We start from the raw sequence: 22,144 nt of genomic DNA, 5'->3' as shown, positions 1-22,144 counted from the left end.
ATACGGCTTTCTGAGACGGCCGCTCGGGCCGGATGTGTTTGGACAACGGTCGAGGGGATTCAGATCGGCTGCTGTCGGATCGGAGTTGGACTAGCCGTCACCGGCAACACCAGCGTGATCAGCCAGCACAGCAGCAGCATGACCGCAGATCCCATGAGACAGCCGGTGATGCCCGCGAGCTGGTACAGCGCGCCCGACAGAATGATCCCGAGCAGCCGCCCAGCCGCATTCGCCGCGTAGTAGAAGCCGACATCCTCGGCGGCCTTTTCCGATCCGGCATAGGCCAGGATCAGATAGGAATGCAGCGACGAATTCACCGCGAACGGCACGCCGAACAGCGCCAGACCGATCACCAGCACCAGATCCGGGCGCACCATCGGGACTGCGACCATCGCCACGGCCAACACGATCGGCACCGCGGCGAGGAGCAAGGCCCATAGTCGCGCCGCTGGGATTTCGCGGCTGAGGCCGTCGTCGCTCCGCGTCACCAGGCTCGGCGCGATTGCCTGGATGCCGCCATAAGCGATCGTCCACGCCGCCAGAAATCCGCCGACCTCGAGAAAGCGCCAACCGTTGGCATACAGGAACACAGGAAGGCCGACGACGAACCAGACGTCCCTCGCCCCGAACATGAAGATGCGGGCGGCGGCCAGCAGGTTCACGCCGCGCGACTTGCCGAACAGTTCGCGTATCGTTTTCGACGACTTGGCCTTGCCGAGCTGGCGCGGCAGCAGAGCCAGACCAGCGACAAAGATCACCCCGAGCAGCGCAGCCATCAGCCAGAGCGCGGGCCGAAAGCCGACGAGGTCGAGCAACAGGCCACCGAGGAAGAAGCCGATGCCCTTCATCGCGTTCTTCGATCCGGTGAACCAGGCCACCCAGCGGAACAACTGCCCGCTGCCCTCCGCCGAGGTCGCCTTGATGGCGGATTTCGAAGCGGTCTTGGTCAGGTCCTTGGCGACGCCGGCGATGCCCTGCGCCGCCACCACCCAGGCCACCGAGGCCGCCACGGTCCATGCCGGATCGAGCGCCGACAGCATCAACAGGCCGGCGATCTGCAGCGCCTGACCAATGGCCAGCATCCGCGGAATGCCGAATCGAGAGGCGAAGTAGCCACCCGCCAGATTCGCCGCGATGCCGGCTGCCTCATACAGCAGAAACAGAAACGCCAGCGTGAACGGGGTGTAGCCCAGTCGGAAGAAGTGAAATAGCACCAGCATCCGCAACGCGCCGTCGACCAGCGTGAAGCCCCAATAGGAGGCCGTGACGATGACGTAGTTGCGGACCATGGTCAGACGCCCGCGCGTTGCACGATGGCGGCGAGGTCGACCATCCGGCAGGCATAGCCGACCTCGTTGTCGTACCAGGCATAGACCTTCAGCAACGTCTCGTCGGTCACCATGGTGCTCAGCGCATCGACGATCGAACTGCGGGAATCATTGGTGTAGTCGGCCGACACCAGCGGTCGTGTCTCATAGCCGAGAATGCCCGCCAGCACGCCCTCCGACGCCGATTTGAACAGGGCGTTGACCTCCTCGACCGAGGTCGGCCGGTTCAGTTCGAACACACAATCGGTCAGGCTGGCATTCAGAACGGGCGCGCGGACCGCGTGGCCGTTCAGCTTCCCTTTCAACTCGGGATAGATCAATGCGATCGCGGTGGCACTGCCCGTCGTGGTCGGCTGCAGCGACAGCATCGCAGAGCGTGCGCGACGCAGATCCTTGTGCGGCGCATCGACCACCACGTTGGTGTTGGTCGGGTCATGAATGGTCGTGATCTGGCCGTGCCGGATTCCGATCGATTCGTGGATCACCTTCACCACCGGCGCGAGGCAATTGGTGGTGCAGGAGGCCGCTGTCAGCAGCCGGTGCCGCTGCGGCTCGTAGAGCTTGTCGTTGACGCCGACCACGATGTTGAGGGCGGCCTCGTCCTTGACCGGTGCGGCGACGATCACCCGTTTCACACCGCGGTCGAAATAGCCTTGCAACTGAGCGGGCGTGAGGAACTTCCCGGTGCATTCCAACACCACATCGCATCCGAGATCGCCCCATGCGACGTCAGCGGGCGCAGCGTGCTCGCTGAAACCGATCCGCTGGGTGCCGAGCGCTATCACGCGGTCGGATTCCACCGCGATCGGCTGGTGCCAGCGCCCGTGCACGCTATCGAATTCGAGCAGATGAGCGGTGGCGGCGATGCCACCCTTGAGTTCGTTGACATGGACGACGTCCAGGCGGTTGTCCCCGCGCGGATCGTTGTCAGGTCGCCGAATTCCGCCGAGTGCCGCGCGCAGCGCCAATCGTCCGATCCGGCCCATGCCGTTGATGCCGACCTTCATGGGAGTTCCTTCAGGGCTTGACGAGGTTGGTGTCGCCGATTTCATCGAGGCGGGCCTTCACCGCCATTCGGTCGAGCGACTCGAACGGCAGGCTGGTGAAGATTTCGAGACGCCTGCGGATCATCGCGTAAAGCTCGTTGAGCAGCGTTGTGCGTTCGACCTCCGAGCCCGAAAACTGCGCCGGATCGGGCAGCGGCCACGCGGCGGTGACATATTGTCCACCGAAATCCGGGCAGATCTGACCGCTCGGCGTATCGCAAAGCGCGATGATGAAATCCATCCGCGGCGCATCCGGCCGCTTGAATTCGTCCCAGGATTTCGAATGGAGCCGCGTCACATCGTGACCCAGCGCCTGCAGGCGCTCGATCACTTGCGGCAGCGGTTGCTGCGCCGGCGCGGAGCCTGCCGAGTAACCGCGGAAGCGGCCTTGCCCGACTTTCTCCAGCAGGGCTTCGGCGATGATCGAGCGCGCGGAATTCTGCGTGCAAAGGAACAGGACGTTGAAGGCGGGAGTCATGAACGTCTCCATCGGCAGGGGAGGTGCGGGCTTGGTAACATCGAAGATGTCGGCGCAGATGTCGGGGCGGCCGCTGCAGCAGTCGCGGGCCAGGAACGCGATCAGGCTGCGGAAGCCGGCGGGGTCGGCGCGGTAGTTCATCGAGCGGCCGGTCTTTTCGACGCCGATCAACCCGGCGCGCTGCAGGATGCCGAGATGCGTCGACATCGTGTTGTGCGGCACGTCGCATCGCCGGGCGATCTCTCCAGCCGACAACGATGCTGGATACGCCGACAACAGGAGCCGGACCGCGGCGAGCCGGGTCGGCTGCGCCAGAGATCCGAAGCCTTCGACGGCGTCCGTTTCGCGTGTTGTGTTGCTCGACGCCAGCATGACCCCATCCAATCTGTCGATTATTCTCGACGAATTAGATGACGACGTCATGACAATCAAATGAATATTGGCCTCAGTAGGCCGTCATATGGAATAAATGCCCGTTTATTCGTCCATGATTATCGACATAATGCCTTACAGGAGCGCCGGGACGGCGGGCAGGCCATCGGAACGAGGCAATGCGCACCGTCGCGCTATGGCGCTGGGGGCATCGTCACGGCCAGTCGAACCAACTCATGAGGAACTCAATTGTAGTCCTCGCGGAATGCCCTTCGGAACGACGTGAGGATCGGCGCAGTCAGGTATTCGAACAAAGTCCGCGTTCCGGTCATGATGAACGCTTCCGCGGGCATGCCGGGCACCAGCGTGATGTGCTTGTACTGATCGATCTGCTTCCGGTCGATTTGCACCTTTACCTGGTAGTAGCGCTGCTGCAGCGCGTTCGCTGCCGCCTGATCGACGATGGCGTCCGAGCTCACGTGATTGACGACACCTTCGAACATCGGCGTCCGACGCGAGACATAGGCATCAAAGTGAACCTGAGCCGGCATGCCCACCCGCACCACATCGATGTCCGTGGGTGAGAGTTTCGCATCGATCACCAGCACATCGTCATCGGGCACGATGTCGAGAATCTGGTCGCCGGCCTTGACGACACCGCCTACGGTCTTGAAGCGCAACTGCAAGACCGTTCCGGACACCGGCGCTATCAGGTCGGTCCGGCTGAGAATGTCGCCGGTATTCGTCAGCGATCCTTCTATCTGGGCAATGTCGCGGGTCACCTTCATCAACTGTTCCGAATTCTCGTCGCGGAACTTGGTTTGAACGGCGCGCATGGCGAGCAGCACCTCTTTGATCTTCTGCTCCGCACGCCCGATGTCGGACAGATTGACCCCGATCTTGGAGGTCAGTTCCGCCTCGGTGCGTTGCAGCGCCAAGACCTCTGGCTTGCGCACCAGGTTCTGCAACAGCAGCCCGCTCTTGTCGCCGATCTCCTCATTGATGAAGCCTCGCATCTTGTCGAGGCCTTCCCGCTCGAGATGCTTCCCGTTGATTTCGGCTTCGATCTGCTTGATCTGCTGATTGTAGATGTCCTCTCGCGCGATCACTTCCAGCCGGCGGCCTTCGAACAGCTTCTTTTCGTTCTCGATGAAGGCCGTGAATTCTTCGCTCTTGTCGTCGAGAAGCACCTGCGGGATTCGCATCTCTTCGAGATTGAGCCCGTGCGATTCGTAGCGGGCCCTGATCGCCTGCAGCCGGAGCCATTCGTCGCGCTTTGCGGTGAAATTCGCCCTCGCCTGCGTCAGGTCCAGACGCATCAGGACTTGCCCGGCCTGAACGTGATCGCCCTCGCGCACCAGCAATTCGCGGACAATGCCGCCTTCGAGATGCTGGAGCGTCTTGCGGCTACCATCGGGGCTCACGACCCCCGACGCGATCGCGGCGCTCGACATCGGCGCGCCGACGCTCCAGGCGGTCATCGCGAACAGAAACACCCCGATCACGACGGTCGCGCCCCACACCACAGGCCGCAACTGAGACTTCAATTGGACGGCGAGATCTTCCGATTGAGCGGATTGCATGGCAGTCGTTCCCGTCACTGGTGAGCCGGCGCGGCACCCGACGCGCGGGCCGGCACCGGCATGGTTTGATCGTTTCCGCTGCGCGCGGCGCGGCTGGAGAGTTCGCGCAACACCTCTTCCCGCTCGCCGGCCATTTCGATGGTGCCGTCCCGCATCACCGCGATGAAATCGACCGGTGACAGGATCGACAGGCGATGACTGACGAGGATGACCGTCGCTCCCTGCTTCTTCAGCGCGACGACCGCGGCGACCAGAGCCGCCTCGCCCTCGGAATCGAGATTTGAATTCGGCTCGTCGAGGACCACGAGTTTGGGATTGCCGAACACCGCGCGCGCCAGCGCGATCCGCTGCTTCTGCCCCCCGCTCAGATTGCCGGCGCTCTCGCCGAGCTCGCTGGCGTAGCCGTCGGGAAGCCGCAGGATCAGTTCATGGCAGCCGGCGAGGTTGGCGGCAGCGACCACGGCGTCATCGCCGGCCTCCTTGAACCGGGCGATGTTGTCGTGCACCGAGCCGTTGAACAGTTCGATCGATTGCGGGAGATAGCCGATCCATTCCGAAACCTGGTTGCGATCGATGTGCTGAATCTGCGCACCATCGAGCCGCACCGAACCGCCACCCGGCAACCACGACCCCACGATCATCTTGCACAGGGTGCTCTTGCCGCTGGCGGAAGGACCGACCAGCGCCAGCACCGATCCCGCCGGCACGGTCAGATTGACGTTCTTCAGCACCGGACGGTCGGTGCCGCCGAACTTGAACGATAGGTTCTCGATGCTCACGACGCCCTTCGGCTCCGGCAATCTTGCGGTCGCAACCGAGCGCGCCTCGGCCTTGGTGATCAGGTCGTTGATCCGCCGATAGGATTCTCGCGCGGCGATGAACGAGCGCCACGACGCCATCGACTGCTCCACAGGCGCCAGCGCCCGCCCCAAGATGATCGAGGCTGCGATCATCGCGCCGCTGGTCATCTCGCTGTTGATGACGAGCAACGCGCCGACGCACAGCACCGCGACCTGCACGGTGATCCGCACGAACTTCGACAGACCGCCGAGTTTGGCGCCGAAATCGTTCGCCGCCTGGGATTTCTCCGCGATCTCGACCGCGTCGGTCTTGTAGCGCTTCATCACGGCGTCGAACATGCCCATGCCGTGGATCACGTCGGCGCTGCGCAAAGCGGTCGACGAAAATGCCGACAATTTGGCCTGCGCGGCGGACAGACCGGCCAGCCGATGCCGCATGCCGATATCATTCCACACCGCCAGCCCGAACAGCAGCACCGCGGAAAACAAACCGATCACCCCCAGCCAGGGATGCAGGACGAACATCAGCAACAGGAACATCGGCATCCACACCGCGTCGAAGAACGGCACGATCTGCTGGCCGCCGGCAAACCCCCTCAGCGTAGCGAGATCGCCGATCACCTGGCTGTTGAGGCGGCCCTCGGTGCGGGCGTGGTGGAGCGCCGTGTACATCACCTCGGACCGCAGCGAGTCGTCGATCCAGCGGCCGAGCCGCGACAGCCCGATGCCGCGCAGCGCATCCAGCGCCCCCATCACCGCCAGCGCGAAAACCGAAATCAGCGTCAGATAGACCAGTGTGGCGTAGTGCTGGGTCTGCACCACGCGGTCGAACACCTGCTGCATGTAGAGCGGCGAGGTCAGCACCAGCACGTTGATGAACAGGCTGGTGATGAAAACATACTTTGCGCCATATCCGCACTGGCGGAGCAATGTTCGCGCGGTCACAACGGCCGGGGATTGCATACTCAAATACTCCACGCGTAACGATTTATTAACCTATCGTTTTATACCGCATTCACCAACGCACCGCGACCATTTCGATAGGATTGCGTTAATGGCGGCCGGGCGAATGCAGGCTCGAAACGGGCGATTTGAGGGCTAACGGCAATTTGAGGGCTCAAGCTGCGCGAACGGCTCGCAACTCGCGTGTGATTGTTATCCACTTGCCGGCTCGGCTTAACGGCCACAACGTGAAGAAGGCGGGCTACGGGGAGCCCGCCTTCTGTTATTGCCTCCGCTGCTGGACGATCAGACCAACAGAATGTCGCTGTGGGTCAACGCTGCATGATTGGTCAGCGTGGCGACCTTGGCGATGTCGGTCACGCCAACATTGGTATCACCGTCACGATCGTACCAGAGCTCGCCACTATCCTGGAAGTACTTGAGCTGCGCGCCGTCGGCTTGAGAACCGGCGATCACGTTGTTCGCCAACACGTCGTCCGCGGTACCCGCTAAGCCATCGCCGCCCTTGCCGGCGTAGATCACCAGTTTGCTCGCCGACAGCTGGCCCACCCCGCCGAGGCCGAATGAGTGTTCGCTGGTGCCGGCCGTGAAGGCGATCTTGTCCGACCCGTCCGTGAAGTCGATGATCGTGTCCGCGTAGTTGGTGACATTGGCTCCGGCGATCCCCGATGTCGGAGCGGTTTGCGTGAAGACGTCGTTCCTCAGCAGGCCGCTGGACGAGGTCCAATTGTACTGGATCACGTCGTGGTCGTGTTCGACCTCCGGCGACGATGCATCGACGATATCGACAGCGTCGCCCGTGGTGATCGTATCATTGCCAGTCCCGCCGACGAACCAGTCGTCGCCGGTGCCAGCGGTGAGAACGTCATTGCCGATGCCACCGTCGAGCTGATTGACGCCGTTGCCGGCATTGAGTGTGTCGTCACCGCTGCCGCCGACCAGCACGTCGTTGCCGCTGCCCGTCGTCAATATGTCGTTGCGCGCACCGCCATCGACGAAATTGTCGGCCGCGGCAAACGCACCGCCAGCGAACGAAGTCGGTCCACTGGTCGCCGTCAGATCGAACTCGTTGTCCAACCCGTTGAGTTGGGCCAGCACGGTCGAGCCGTCGAACTTGGTCTGTTCGGCGACGGTGACGTATTGCTCCACCACCACGCTCGCCCCGACGCTGTCCGTGACCTTGACGAAGAACGAGTAGCCGAGCACGCCCGGGAACACTTCGGTGATCGGGCTGTCCGGATCGTAGCCGGATGCGGCGACGCTGAGCTTCGTCGGATCCAGAAGCTTGACCAGGCCGGCGCTGTCGACCGTGATCACGCCATCCGTATTTGCCGTGAGGCCGGTGGCGTCGCCCACCAATTGGAACGACACTGTCTGCGACGGCTCGGCAAGGTCTTCCGCCCGCAATTGGCCGATCGCATAGCCGACGCGGGAGAATTCGGCGACCACGGGTGCGCCCACGTTGGGGTTCACGCCGCCCATCGTTTCCGACCACACGATATCGTTCGGCACGTCGTTGACGCCGTTGATGGTGATCGTCAACGGCTTCATCGTCGTCGCAATCCCGTCACTCACCGTGACGTCGAACGTCTCCGACGCGGGTCCCGTCAGGGCATTGATCGCGATTGCATTGGGCGCGTACGAATACGTGCCGTTCGCATTGACGGTCAGGGTTCCATAGGTGCCCATGAGCGAGTTGACGGTCCCGCTGCCGGTGTTGATGCCGTAGCTCAGAGTCGAATTGGCATCGGCGTCCGTCGCGACGATCGCTCCCTCGATTGCGTCGAAGTAGTCGTAGTCCGCCGTTTCGTTGATCGAAATGGGCGTCAGATCCGCCATGGTGGGGGCGTCGTTGGTGCCGGTCACCTTGATGGTCAGAGTCGCGTGCGATTCCGCATTGAACTGGTCTTTCACAGTGTAGTTCGCGACCACATTGATCTGGGCGCCGGCCGCGAGAGACTGATACGTCGCGTGCGTGGGATCGAAGCTGTAGCTGCCATCGGCGTTCAGCGTCAGTCCGTCGACCGGCTCATTGAGCGTGTAGGTCAAAACGTGACCCTGGTCGGCGTCGGTGTCGTTGCTGGCGACGGTCGCCATGACCACCGCGCCGTCTTCCGTTGCAGTCGCCGTATCGGCGGCCGCGACCGGCGCGTCGTTGACGCCCGTGACCGTGAAGGTCGCGGTCGTCGGCGTGGTGGTGATGCCGTCGGAGACACCATAGTTGACAGTGACGATCTGCGTCTGGTCCTGGGCGAGATGCTGATAGTCCGCATGGGTCGGGTCGAGCTGGAAGCCCGCCGTGCTGCTCGCCGCCTGCGTCGAGATATCGTCGATGTAGAAGCCCTGGCGGTTGCCGCCAGAACCGTCGGCAGCGAACGGGTTGCCTGCCGGCTCTCCCGCCCGGAACAACACCTTGTTAACGGCGTACACGGACGCATCGTGGCTGTTGCCACGCGCGTATTCGAAGTAGTTCTCGAACGAACCACCCGAGCCGATATAGACACCATCGAGGTAGTATTGCAGCACATCGTTGTTGCTGCCGTCGTTGAACTTCGCGACAACCTTCACAGTGTGCCAAGCGTTGGGATCGATATTCGCGGCCAGCGTCACGTTGCCTGTCGCGAAATCGAACGAGTTGTTGCTCCATTCATTAGCGTTCGCGAGCGGCGAGTTGATCGCCAGCCGCAAGCCGACACCGGGTTCGCCGGTGTATTCCAGCACCATGAAGTTGTTGCGGTCGTTGCTCGCGGTGTTCGCCAGACCGATCTCGATCCGCGAGCCGTCCGCCATGTTCTGCACTGCCTTGAAGTTGAACGACAGCACGAACTGGTCGACCGCAGCACCCGAGGCCGACTCGCCCGCCGCAACAGCGAGCGCGGGTGTGTACGGTCCGCCGAAATCGCCCGACGACGGGTCGTTGGCCAACCGGAGCACTTGGTTGTGGGTGCCGCCGACATCGACGATCGCGTTGGCCGGCGAGTTCGGCGAGGCGTCGGTCCAGCCGTTCTGGCCGACCACCGATCCGAGCGCATAGCTCTCGAAATCGATCGTCTGCGCCGCGCCCGGAGCGATGAAGGTGACGCCGGCCGGCAGGACTGCCGGTGGCACCACCAGCAGCGCCGAACCCGCGTCCGCGTCGCTGGCATTCGCCAGCGCGTTGACCGTGACGGGCAACCCATCCTCGGTCGCGCTGGTGGTGACACCGCCCGTCACCACCGGCGCGTCGTTGGTGCCGGTGATGGTGACGATGATCAGCTGATTCGTGCCGTCGTCCGTGGCCACCGTGATGCTGTCGGTGTAGGTCTGGCCGGCGACGAACGCGTCGTTCGCCGAGTTTGTCGTGTAGGTCCAGGCGCCCGAGGCGTCGATCGAGAACAAGCCGTAGCCGTTCGAGCCGGCGACGTCGCTCTGCTCCGTGAAGCTCCCCGCGCCGTCGACGTCGGTAGCGTCGAGGTTTCCGGCCGCGGTCAGCACCGCGTTGGTCTCGGTCAGGCTCGCCGTCGAGGTACCGGTAATCGCCGCGGCGTCGTTGGCACCCTTCACCGTGATGGTCACGGTCTCGGTGTCGAAGCCGCCATGGTTGTCCGACACCTTGACGATGAACGTCTCGGTCGCGGTGTCGTCTTCGGAAAGCGCCTGCGTCACGGTCCGGCTGTCGTCGAGTGTGTAGGACCACTTGCCCGTGCCATCGAGCGTGAGCGTGCCGTAGGTGCCGTTGGCGCCTGTGACGCCGTTGGCGCTGTCGATCGTCCAGGTCAGCGTGTCGCCGTTGTCGACGTCGGTCGCCGTGAACTGGCCGGACGCCACCGGCAGCAGGCCGTGGGCCTGGTCGAAGGCGACGGCCAGGGGCTTGTTCGCGGCATTGCTCTCTCTGCCGCTGTGCACTTCCGAGACCTGTCGCGTCAGCAGATCGAGATTTGGATCAATCGTCTTGATCAGGTTTTCCAGGTCGATCTTCAACTGACCACTGAACCGGCTGTCGAAGTCGGTGTGATTGAGATTGCCCAGCAGATTGTCGTGCATCGACTGAACACGATCCGGGACGCCGTTTCCACTGACGTCCGGCTCGTATTTGGCGACGACGTCGACCAGCGGATGACCGCCGGCCTCGAGATACTTCACGTACTCGACACCGAGCCGGATGAACTGCTCGTTGACACTGGTGTTGTAGTAGTTCGTCGCCGTGTAGTGGTCGTCGAGATTGTCCCAGACCTGAGCGATCGCGTCAGCCAGCGTCGCGGACGGATTGGTCACCTGAAGCGCCGTCAAGACGCCCTGCAGCACCACATTCATCGCGGTCGGGTGAGTGTTGATCAGGGTCTGGATCGTGTCGTCGAGCACCACGACGGGCTCGAACTTGTGATCCGCCGCCACATCGGCTTCGATCATGTTGTGGAGGTCGCCCGCCTCGAATGCCTTGCCGCTCTGCGGGCCGCCCGCGATCACCGGCGCATCGTTGGTGCCGGTGATGGTCACAGTCGCCGTCTGCGCCACCGTTCCGCCGTGGCCGTCGGTGACGTCGTAGGTGACGGTGATCACCTTCGATTGGCCGACCGCCAGGCTATTGAACACCGCATCGCTCGGATCGACCGACAAGGTCGCGTCCGTCAGGACGAGGCCCGTCGGCACCGTGGTCGAGGCCGTACCGTTGTCCACCGCATACTGCACGTTGGTCACGCTCAGCGTGTCGCCGCTGTCCGGATCGCTGGCACCCTGCAGCAGGTTCAGGGTGAAGGCCGAGGTACCCTCAGCCCTTTCACCCGAGATCGTGCCGGCGACCTCCGGCGCGTCGTTCGACCCGGTGATGGTGATGGTCAGCGTGGACGTCGAGGTCGCGCCGTCGAGGTCGGTCATCGTGTAGGTGAAGACCTCGGTCGCGGTCGCGCCGTCGACCAGGGCCTGGGTGTCGGACTTGTTCGGGTCGAGAGTATAGGTCCAGCCGCCGTCTCGATTGAGCACTACGTTGCCGTAAGTGCCGTACGCGACGGTGCCGGTTGCTCCCACAGCCACGCCGTTCAGCAGCGTCGCCGTCTTGGTGTCGCCGATGTCGGGCTCGACGTCGTTGGTGAGCACGTTGCCGGTGGCAGTGATATCGCTGGCCTGGCTGACGCCGCCTTCGATCACCTGATCATGCGCGTTGCTGTCCGCCACCGCGACCGGCGTCGTATTCGACTCGATCACGTCGACCGCGATGTGGTTGGTGGCCAGCAGCGTCGCGCCCGAATAGGCCTGCAACTGGATGTCGAACCGCGCATCGCCGTCGAAGTTGTTGGCCGGGCCATAGACATTGGCCAGGTAGGCTTGCGCAAGCGAGAACGCGTAGTTCTCGGAGTTTTGCGCCACATTGGCGTTGCCGCCGTCATCCGAAATGATGGAGTGGCCTTGCTCGTCCAGCCATTCGTAACCGCCGCCGACCTTTGAGACCATCGTCAAGGTCTTGTAGTTGGCACTCTCGGTCGGGTCGACGTCGTACAGCAGCTTGAAGGTGAAGGCGCCGAGATTGCTGCTTTCGCCATTCAGCCCGGTCGCGATCGAGTAGTTGAAGCTCCAGGCCGCGCGGGCGGCGTTGTCGCTGCCCGAACCGTTGGCGGTCTCCTGCGCGCCGTCATTGACGGTGAAGTGCAGGACGCCGTCGCCGTAGCCATCGACGTCGGTGGGCGCGACGGTCGGACCCTGCCGGTAGATCACCTGCAAACCAAGCTCGATGCCGAAATCGGTCTGGTTGACCAGCCCAAACCCGCTGGCCGGGATGCCCGTACCGACGATCAGTTCGTTTCCACTACCGCCCTTGGTCGCCGTGTTATCGACACTGCCGCTCACCGTGCTGGTGATGTCGTTGGCGCCGTTGATGGTGATCGTCACGGTCTGCAGCGTGCCGTCGATCGTCCTGGCCGTGAAGCTGTCGGTGAGGCTTTCGCCGGCCGCCAGGCTCTGCACGGCCGCGTGGCCGTTGGCGAGCGTATAGACCCACTCACCATTGGCGGCGAGCGTGTACGAGCCGTAGGCGGTGTTCGCCGCCGCTTCCTGGTAGAAGCTCTCGCCGGCATCCTTGTCGTCGACGGTGAGAGTGCCGCCGGTGGTCTGGAACGCGGCGAGACCGTCGCCGTCTTCGGTGACGCTGCCGACCACGGTGCCGCCGACCACGGCGCCGTCATTGGCGCCGGTCAGGGTCACCGAGACCACCTGCGAGGCGGTGCCACCGTTGCCGTCGTCCACGGTGACGGTGTAGGACTGCGTCCTCACCTCGCCGGCCTTGAGCGCGTCGAGCGCGCTGTCGGCAACCTGGAAGGTCCAGGTCACCTTGCCCTCGCCGTCGAAGGTGCTGTCGGCGGTCGCCAGCGAGAAGCTGCCGAGATAGCCGTCCGCCTGCGACAGGAACGTCACGGTATGGCTGTCGCCGAGATCGACGTCGCGCAGCGGGATGATGCCGCTGTCTCTGTGGATGGTGGCGGAGTCGTCCTTGGTGCCCGCCAGCTCGCTCACCTTGCCGGTGAAATCGCCCAGCGTGAAGCTGTCGACCGCGATGCCCTCGGTCACGTCGATATTGGTGAACCAGCCGTAGCGGTTGCCGCCAACGTCCGTGATGAGATCGGACGGGCTCGAGAGCGTTTGCGTGAACACGACCGCACCGGCGCTGTCGAGCACGGAGAGTTCGACCGCCAGCACGCCGCCATTGTCGCGGAACACGTACTGCAGCGTGTACCAGCCCGAACTGGTGATCGTGCCGTGGTTGGCCAGCGTGTCGAGGTCTTCACGCGGGTTGAAGTTGGTGTTGTTGGAGGCGCCGACCAGCAATTGGCCGGTCGAGCTGTCCTTGGTGACATGGAAGATGTAGTCGCGAAGGTGATTTCCATTGGTGCGGTTGGCCGCGACGGAATAGTCGAAGCCCTCGCCCGACGCCAGGTTGGTGTCCAGATAGACCTTCACGCTGGTGGTGAGACCGTCGACGAACTCCGAGCGGTAGCCGTCGAACCGGGTGAACGGGCCGGACTCGTCATTGAGCGGTCCTGCCTGGGTGAACACGGCGAAGTCGCCGCCGTCGGCCGCGGAGACCGTTCCGCTTGCGGATTGGAAAGTGTTGACGATCGCCAGATGTCCGTAAGTCGTGCCGTTGCTGGCGAGACCGTCGATGATGCCCGCGCTATCGTCCTCGAAGCCCTGACGGAATCCGAGCGTGGGGGCGTCGTTGACCGGCGTGATGTCGAGGGTGGCCGAGCCGGCAACCGAGCCGGTGTGGCCGTCCACGATGGTGTAGCTGAACGACACCACGGTGTCGTCGTTGGCGGCCGGGGTATAGCTCCAGGTGCCGTCGGTGTTGTTGACCAGCGTCCCCTTGCCGGACGCGATGGTGAGGCCGGTCGCGGTCAGGATGTCGCCGTCGATGTCGACGGCATTGTCCAGCAGCTCGGCCTGCGTGATTAGACGCGCGCCGCTGTCTTCGGCGACCGACGTCAGCGTCACCGCCGAAGTGGTCGGCGCGTCGTTGGTGCCGGTGACGGTGAAGCTCACCGAGCCGGCATTGCTGACGGCGCTGCCGTCGGTGGCGGTGAACGACACCACCACCTCCGCGCTATCGCCGACCCCAAGCGACTGATAGGCCGCGACGGCGCCGTTGAAGTGGAACACACCGCTGCCCGGCGTGTAGTCGATGCCGGCGGCGGCGAGGTCGCTGACGTTGATGACCGTTGCTCCGATCGTGATCGTCGCACCGGTGAAGGTCAGCGAAGACGGATTCAGGGCGTTGTCGACGTCGGAGGCGAACAGCGCCACCGGCAAGTTCAGGCCGACCGTGCCCGAGAACGAAGCGTCCTCGGCGATCGACGGGAACGCCGGCACGACATACGCCACCGGCGCGTCGTTGCTGCCGTCGATCGACAGCGTCAGGGTCGCGGTGTCGGTGACGCCGAAGCGATCGGCGACGGTGTAGGTGAAGGTCTCGGTGCCATTGAGGCCCACCTGCAGCGCCTGGGTGGTCGGGAGCGCGTCGTCGAGCGCGTAGCTCCAGGCGCCGTTGGCCGCGATGGTCAGGGTGCCGTAGGTGCCGTCGATCGTGGTGCCGGTCGAGGCCACCGCCGTGACGCCGACCTGGGTGACGACCAGCAGGGGCTTGTCCGGCGTCGGCAGCGTGTCCGGATCGGCGTCGTTGGTCAGCACATTGCCGGTCGCCGCCGCATCGCCGGCAGCGACGCCCGCCTCCTTCAGCGTTTCGAGTCCATTGACGTCATCTTGCGCATCAGGAGCGGAATTGACGCGGACCTTGATGTAGTCGCTGACCAGCGTCGAGCCGTCCTTCGAGGCCACCAGGTCGATCTGGTAGTAGCCGGGCAGGTTCGGATCGAACGGATGGTTTGGATCCGAGCCGAGAATGTGCGCCCATTCAAGGTTGATCGTGTCCTGATAGATGCTTTGGTTCAGGAAGGCCGCCCCTGCTCCTGGTCCATACAGCAAGTCATATGCTTCCGCGATCTGGGCAACGGTGTAGGACAGGAGCTCGGTGAGCGCTCCGCTTTCACCGATGCTGCTGATCGTGAAGCGATAGTCGAGGTCGCCGATGGTTTCGTTGCCGCTCATATCGGCATCGGCGCCGATCGAGAAGCTGAAGTTCCAGCGCGCCCAGTTGTCGTCGGCGGACCCCGCACCGTCCTGCGGCGTACCGCCGGCCGTGCCGGCCGGGACCACATAGGTGTGGCCGGTCGGGTCGAGCGTCAGGTCGATCGGAGCGGTGCCGCTGTAGCGCAGCACCGCGCTGAGGCCGAGTTCGACGCCGGGTGCGTCGACGGCGTCGGTCGCCACGGCGAAGCCGGTGCCGGCATTGCCGCTGCCGAAGTGCAGATTGCCGTTGGCGTCGAGCACGTCGGGATCGAGCGCCGCATTGGTCAGGACCGTGTCGAGGTCGGGGGCCGCAGCCAGCGCAAAGGTCTGCGTCGCCGCGGTCACACCGGTCTGGCCGTCGACGACATTGTAGCTCAGGGTCACCGGACCATTGTAGTTCGACGTCGGCGCGATCGTGTAAGTGCCGTCGCCGTTGTCGGTCACGACGCCATGGTTCGCCGACAGATCCGCAACGCTCAGCGTATCGCCATCGACGTCCGTGAAGCCCGCCAGCAAGTCCGCGGCGGACACCGTGTAAGTGGTGTCCTCGACACCCGCAGCCAGCGTCGCCGCCGAACCGGTCAGAACCGGCGCGTCGTTGACCGGGGTCACCACCAGGTCGAAGCCGGCGTGGGTGGTGGCCGTTCCGTCGAACGCCGCTAGGTCGACCTGGATCGTGCCGTTGAAGTTCGTCGGCGGAGTCCAGGTGAAGTCGACCGCCGGATTGACGAGGATCTGCTGCGAAGCAATGCCGCTGCCCGCCGGATAGGTCAGCGTCAGCGTCAGCGTCACGGCTTCGCCGTCGACGTCGCTGATGCCGCCGGCGATCAGCTGCTGCACGCGCGCGGCCAGCGCCGCCACGGTGCCGTCCTCGGCCACGGTCTGGGTCGGAATCGGCTGCACGCCGGTCACATCCGGATCACCGTCGATCACCGGCGCGTCGTTGGTGCCGGTGATGGTGATGCTCACCACCTGTGACGTGCCGTCCGCCGACAGGACCGTGAAGCTGTCGCTCAGCGTGCCGAGATCGTTCAGCGCATTGACCGCCGGGTCGGTGTTGTCGAGCGTGTAGGTCCAGGTGCCCGTCCCATCGACCACGTAGCTGCCATGGGTCGTCGATCCAGCATTCGCCTGGAAGGCGTTCGTCGCGTTGTCGACGTCCGACGCCAGCAGCGTCCCGGTCGCCGTCGCAACCGTATCCTCGTCAACCGCGCCCGCCACGTCGCCGCTGATGATCGCAGCGTCGTTGGTGCCGGTGATGGTGATGCTCACCACCTGCGACGTGCCGTCCGCCGACAGGACCGTGAAGCTGTCGCTCAGCGTGTCCAGATTGTTCAGCGCATCGACCGCCGTGTCGGCGTTGTTGAGCGTGTACGTCCACACGCCCGTCCCATCGACCACGTAGCTGCCATGGGTCGTCGATCCAGCATTCGCCTGGAAGGCGTTCGCCGCGTTGTCGACGTCCGACGCCGTCAACGTACCGGTCGCCGTCGCAACCGTATCCTCGTCAACCGCGCCCGTCGCAGTGCCGCTGATGATCGCAGCGTCGTTGGTGCCGGTGATGGTGATGCTCACCACCTGCGACGTGCCGTCCGCCGACAGGACCGTGAAGCTGTCGCTCAGCGTGCCGAGATCGTTCAGCGCATTGACCGCCGGGTCGGTGTTGTCGAGCGTGTAGGTCCAGGTGCCCGTCCCATCGACCACGTAGCTGCCATGGGTCGTCGATCCAGCATTCGCCTGGAAGGCGTTCGCCGCGTTGTCGACGTCCGACGCCAGCAGCGTCCCGGTCGCCGTCGCAACCGTATCCTCGTCAACCGCGCCCGTCGCAGTGCCGCTGATGATCGCAGCATCGTTGGTGCCGGTGATGGTGATGCTCACCACCTGCGACGTGCCGTCCGCCGACAGGACCGTGAAGCTGTCGCTCAGCGTGCCGAGATCGTTCAGCGCATTGACCGCCGGGTCGGTGTTGTCGAGCGTGTAGGTCCACACGCCAGCCGCGGTGACGGCGTAGCTGCCATGGGTCGTCGATCCGGCATTCGCCTGGAAGACGTTCGCCGCGTTGTCGACGTCAGACGCCGTCAACGTACCGGTCGCCGTCGCAACCGTATCCTCGTCAACCGCGCCCGTCGCAGTGCCGCTGATGATCGCAGCGTCGTTGGTGCCGGTGATGGTGATGCTCACCACCTGCGACGTGCCGTCCGCCGACAGGACCGTGAAGCTGTCGCTCAGCGTGCCGAGATCGTTCAGCGCATTGACCGCCGGGTCGGTGTTGTCGAGCGTGTAGGTCCACACGCCAGCCGCGTTGACCACGTAGCTGCCATGGGTCGTCGATCCAGCATTCGCCTGGAAGGCGTTCGCCGCGTTGTCGACGTCCGACGCCAGCAGCGTCCCGGTCGCCGTCGCAACCGTATCCTCGTCAACCGCGCCCGTCGCAGTGCCGCTGATGATCGCAGCGTCGTTGGTGCCGGTGATGGTGATGCTCACCACCTGCGACGTGCCGTCCGCCGACAGGACCGTGAAGCTGTCGCTCAGCGTGCCGAGATCGTTCAGCGCATTGACCGCCGGGTCGGCGTTGTTGAGCGTGTAGGTCCAGGTGCCCGTCCCATCGACCACGTAGCTGCCATGGGTCGTCGATCCAGCATTCGCCTGGAAGGCGTTCGTCGCGTTGTCGACGTCCGACGCCAGCAGCGTCCCGGTCGCCGTCGCAACCGTATCCTCGTCAACCGCGCCCGCCACGTCGCCGCTGATGATCGCAGCGTCGTTGGTGCCGGTGATGGTGATGCTCACCACCTGCGACGTGCCGTCCGCCGACAGGACCGTGAAGCTGTCGCTCAGCGTGTCCAGATTGTTCAGCGCATCGACCGCCGTGTCGGCGTTGTTGAGCGTGTATGTCCACACGCCAGCCGCGTTGACCACGTAGCTGCCATGGGTCGTCGATCCAGCATTCGCCTGGAAGGCGTTCGCCGCGTTGTCGACGTCCGACGCCAGCAGCGTCCCGGTCGCCGTCGCAACCGTATCCTCGTCAACCGCGCCCGTCGCAGTGCCGCTGATGATCGCAGCGTCGTTGGTGCCGGTGATGGTGATGCTCACCACCTGCGACGTGCCGTCCGCCGACAGGACCGTGAAGCTGTCGCTCAGCGTGTCCAGATTGTTCAGCGCATCGACCGCCGTGTCGGCGTTGTCGAGCGTGTATGTCCACACGCCAGCCGCGTTGACCACGTAGCTGCCATGGGTCGTCGATCCAGCATTCGCCTGGAAGGCGTTCGCCGCGTTGTCGACGTCCGACGCCAGCAGCGTCCCGGTCGCCGTCGCAACCGTATCCTCGTCAACCGCGCCCGTCGCAGTGCCGCTGATGATCGCAGCGTCGTTGGTGCCGGTGATGGTGATGCTCACCACCTGCGACGTGCCGTCCGCCGACAGGACCGTGAAGCTGTCGCTCAGCGTGTCCAGATTGTTCAGCGCATCGACCGCCGTGTCGGCGTTGTCGAGCGTGTATGTCCACACGCCAGCCGCGTTGACCACGTAGCTGCCATGGGTCGTCGATCCAGCATTCGCCTGGAAGGCGTTCGCCGCGTTGTCGACGTCCGACGCCAGCAGCGTCCCGGTCGCCGTCGCAACCGTATCCTCGTCAACCGCGCCCGTCGCAGTGCCGCTGATGATCGCAGCGTCGTTGGTGCCGGTGATGGTGATGCTCACCACCTGCGACGTGCCGTCCGCCGACAGGACCGTGAAGCTGTCGCTCAGCGTGTCCAGATTGTTCAGCGCATCGACCGCCGTATCGGCGTTGTCGAGCGTGTAGGTCCACACGCCAGCCGCGTTGACCACGTAGCTGCCATGGGTCGTCGATCCAGCATTCGCCTGGAAGGCGTTCGTCGCGTTGTCGACGTCCGACGCCAGCAGCGTCCCGGTCGCCGTCGCAACCGTATCCTCGTCAACCGCGCCCGCCACGTCGCCGCTGATGATCGCAGCGTCGTTGGTGCCGGTGATGGTGATGCTCACCACCTGCGACGTGCCGTCCGCCGACAGGACCGTGAAGCTGTCGCTCAGCGTGTCCAGATTGTTCAGCGCATTGACCGCCGGGTCGGTGTTGTCGAGCGTGTAGGTCCACACGCCAGCCGCGTTGACCACGTAGCTGCCATGGGTCGTCGATCCAGCATTCGCCTGGAAGGCGTTCGCCGCGTTGTCGACGTCCGACGCCAGCAGCGTCCCGGTCGCCGTCGCAACCGTATCCTCGTCAACCGCGCCCGTCGCAGTGCCGCTGATGATCGCAGCGTCGTTGGTGCCGGTGATGGTGATGCTCACCACCTGCGACGTGCCGTCCGCCGACAGGACCGTGAAGCTGTCGCTCAGCGTGTCCAGATTGTTCAGCGCATTGACCGCCGGGTCGGTGTTGTCGAGCGTGTAGGTCCACACGCCAGCCGCGTTGACCACGTAGCTGCCATGGGTCGTCGATCCAGCATTCGCCTGGAAGGCGTTCGTCGCGTTGTCGACGTCCGACGCCAGCAGCGTCCCGGTCGCCGTCGCAACCGTATCCTCGTCAACCGCGCCCGCCACGTCGCCGCTGATGATCGCAGCGTCGTTGGTGCCGGTGATGGTGATGCTCACCACCTGCGACGTGCCGTCCGCCGACAGGACCGTGAAGCTGTCGCTCAGCGTGTCCAGATTGTTCAGCGCATCGACCGCCGTGTCGGCGTTGTTGAGCGTGTATGTCCACACGCCAGCCGCGTTGACCACGTAGCTGCCATGGGTCGTCGATCCAGCATTCGCCTGGAAGGCGTTCGCCGCGTTGTCGACGTCCGACGCCAGCAGCGTCCCGGTCGCCGTCGCAACCGTATCCTCGTCAACCGCGCCCGTCGCAGTGCCGCTGATGATCGCGGCGTCGTTGGTGCCGGTGATGGTGATGCTCACCACCTGCGACGTGCCGTCCGCCGACAGGACCGTGAAGCTGTCGCTCAGCGTGTCCAGATTGTTCAGCGCATCGACCGCCGTGTCGGCGTTGTTGAGCGTGTACGTCCACACGCCAGCCGCGTTGACCACGTAGCTGCCATGGGTCGTCGATCCAGCATTCGCCTGGAAGGCGTTCGTCGCGTTGTCGACGTCCGACGCCAGCAGCGTCCCGGTCGCCGTCGCAACCGTATCCTCGTCAACCGCGCCCGCCACGTCGCCGCTGATGATCGCAGCGTCGTTCATAGGCGTGATCGTCAACTCGAATATGTCCGACACCGACAACGTCCCATCCGACGCCGTCACCTTCAGCGAGAACGTGCCGTTGTAATCCTGGGGCGGGGAGCCCGAGAACGTCCGCGTCGAGGCATCGAAAACGAGTGTCCCAGGCAATGGGTCGCCATTGCCCAGCGTCGCCGAATAATTCAGCGACGGACTGTCGATATCGCTAAAGGCATCGGCCGGAACCTGGAAGGTCCACTGCTGGTCCTCGGGCGAGGACTGGTTTGCGATCGGGTTCGCGGCCACCGGTCCGTCGTTCACCGGCGTGACGTTGAAGGTGAAACTGTTAGCCGTCGTATCCGTGTCGACGCCGCCATTGGCGGTGCCGCCGCTGTCGCGGACCTGGAAGGTGAACGAGGCGTAGCCGGCGCCATTGGCATCGGGCGCCGGGGTAAACACCAGACCCGGGATGCTGGTGGCCGCGATCACCTGGCCGGCCGTCACGGGCGTGCCGTTCAGCGTCAGGCTGCCGGCGGCCGGCAACGACGTGATGATCACGGCGTTCAAGGTTTGGGCCGGCAGGTCGGCATCACTGAAGGCGAAATCGGAGACCTGGAAGGTGTGCGCGCCATCTTCCGAAATGGTGACCACGGCGTCCTCACCCTGCGGGGCGTGGTTCGGCGAAGTCACCGAGAACGACACGTGGCCGGTGCTGGTCAGCGGATTCGGGACGCCGTTGGTCGTGCCATTGTCGGTGATGGTGTAGTCGAACGAGGCGGTGCCGTTGAAGCCGGCGTCGGGCGTGAACTGGATGAAATCGTCGCTGGTGTCGCCGGCGGTGCCGTTGTTATTGATCGTGACGGTGCCGCCCGAGGCGTTGCTCACGCCGGTGACCGTAAAGGTCTGATCCGCCTCGTTGGCCGGGCCGGCGGAATCGTTCGCCGTCAATTCGCTGAACGCGATGGTGCGCGCCGCGCCGTTGGTGACGAAGCTCGACAGCGTATCCGCCTGCGCCACCGGCGCGTCGTTGGTGCCGGTGATGGTGATGGTCAGCGTCGCGGTCTGGGTGAGGCCGCCGGCATCGCTCAGTGTGTAGGTGAACTGGTCGGTCAGGGTGGTGCCCGGCGCGGGCGCGTCGGCCGCGTCGACCGCCGCTTCGTTCACCACATAGGTGTAGCTGCCGTCGGCATTGAGGGTGATCTTGCCGAAGCTGCCGGCGAATTCCGAGCCGATGGTGCCGCCCGCGATCGCCGACACCGAGAGCACGTCATAGGGCGCGTTCGGATCGCTGTCGTTGCCGAGCACGTTGCCCAAGACGCTGTTGCCGCTCGTTGGCGTTCCGGCGCTCTCGGCGACGGTGCCGACGTCGGCCCCCGCGACCGGCGGCGCGTTCAGAAGATCAGCCAGCAGAAAGTCGACGGTGCCGTTGCCGTCCGGCGCGGCAAAGCGGAACGCTTCGACGCCGCTGACCGTATCCGTGCCGTCCGGACTGCCCGCGCGCCTGTCAACGACCGTGTAGTTGCCGGCTGCGTTGACGGTGATCGTATAGTCGGACCATTTGCCCGAATAGGCCGCAATGTCCAGCCCGCCCAGATTGCTTCCGCCCAGCAGAGCGTCGTTGCCGGCGCCTCCGGTCAAGACATCGAAGCCGGTGCCGCCGTCGAGGATATCGTCACCGGCATCACCGAACACGGTATCGTTGCCGTTGCCGGCTCGGATGAGATCATCGCCATCCAGACCATGAATGGTATCCGCCCCGGTCGAGCCGACCAGGGGATTGTCGTTGCCGTTGGTTCCGTTGATGATGGCCATGACT

The 22,144-nt window shown here is 64.4% G+C and carries 6 protein-coding genes; all 6 read right to left on the bottom strand.

The annotated features are described in order from the left end of the window. Nucleotides 1-59 precede the first annotated feature (59 nt). On the bottom strand, nucleotides 60-1,289 hold the full coding sequence (gene arsJ, locus RPB_RS08280) for an organoarsenical effux MFS transporter ArsJ (RefSeq protein WP_011440539.1): 1,230 nt from the start codon (nucleotides 1,287-1,289) through the stop codon (nucleotides 60-62). Between the two features lie 2 nt (nucleotides 1,290-1,291). Further along, entirely contained in the window at nucleotides 1,292-2,335 is a 1,044-nt protein-coding gene (locus RPB_RS08275; RefSeq protein WP_011440538.1) for an ArsJ-associated glyceraldehyde-3-phosphate dehydrogenase, read from the bottom strand. A 10-nt stretch (nucleotides 2,336-2,345) separates the two neighbouring features. After that, nucleotides 2,346-3,275 (bottom strand): helix-turn-helix domain-containing protein, encoded by a 930-nt coding sequence (locus RPB_RS08270; RefSeq protein ID WP_011440537.1) that lies wholly within the window; start codon nucleotides 3,273-3,275, stop codon nucleotides 2,346-2,348. A 194-nt stretch (nucleotides 3,276-3,469) separates the two neighbouring features. Then, on the bottom strand, nucleotides 3,470-4,825 hold the full coding sequence (locus RPB_RS08265; RefSeq protein ID WP_157038792.1) for an HlyD family type I secretion periplasmic adaptor subunit: 1,356 nt from the start codon (nucleotides 4,823-4,825) through the stop codon (nucleotides 3,470-3,472). Further along, a complete protein-coding gene (locus RPB_RS08260) occupies nucleotides 4,822-6,570 on the bottom strand; it encodes a type I secretion system permease/ATPase (RefSeq protein WP_011440535.1) in 1,749 nt (582 codons plus the stop codon). The genes RPB_RS08265 and RPB_RS08260 overlap by 4 nt, the downstream gene beginning before the upstream one ends. Before the next feature lie 285 nt (nucleotides 6,571-6,855). Beyond that, nucleotides 6,856-22,140, bottom strand: coding sequence for a VCBS domain-containing protein (locus RPB_RS24530; RefSeq protein ID WP_011440534.1), 15,285 nt, complete (start codon nucleotides 22,138-22,140; stop codon nucleotides 6,856-6,858). Nucleotides 22,141-22,144: the final 4 nt, after the last annotated feature.

The sequence above is a fragment of the Rhodopseudomonas palustris HaA2 genome (assembly GCF_000013365.1).
GTDB classification, from domain to species: Bacteria; Pseudomonadota; Alphaproteobacteria; order Rhizobiales; family Xanthobacteraceae; genus Rhodopseudomonas; species Rhodopseudomonas palustris_J.
The sequence above is the reverse complement of the archived record's forward strand: the minus strand, read 5'-3'. Positions and strand labels throughout refer to the sequence as shown.

Excerpts from the sequence above, each read along its gene's own strand:
- RPB_RS08260 (WP_011440535.1), bottom strand. The coding sequence starts at position 6,570 with ATGCAATCCCCGGCCGTTGTGACCGCGCGAACATTGCTCCGCCAGTGC.
- RPB_RS08270 (WP_011440537.1), bottom strand. The coding sequence starts at position 3,275 with ATGACGTCGTCATCTAATTCGTCGAGAATAATCGACAGATTGGATGGG.
- RPB_RS24530 (WP_011440534.1), bottom strand. The coding sequence starts at position 22,140 with ATGGCCATCATCAACGGAACCAACGGCAACGACAATCCCCTGGTCGGC.
- RPB_RS08275 (WP_011440538.1), bottom strand. The coding sequence starts at position 2,335 with ATGAAGGTCGGCATCAACGGCATGGGCCGGATCGGACGATTGGCGCTG.
- arsJ (WP_011440539.1), bottom strand. The coding sequence starts at position 1,289 with ATGGTCCGCAACTACGTCATCGTCACGGCCTCCTATTGGGGCTTCACG.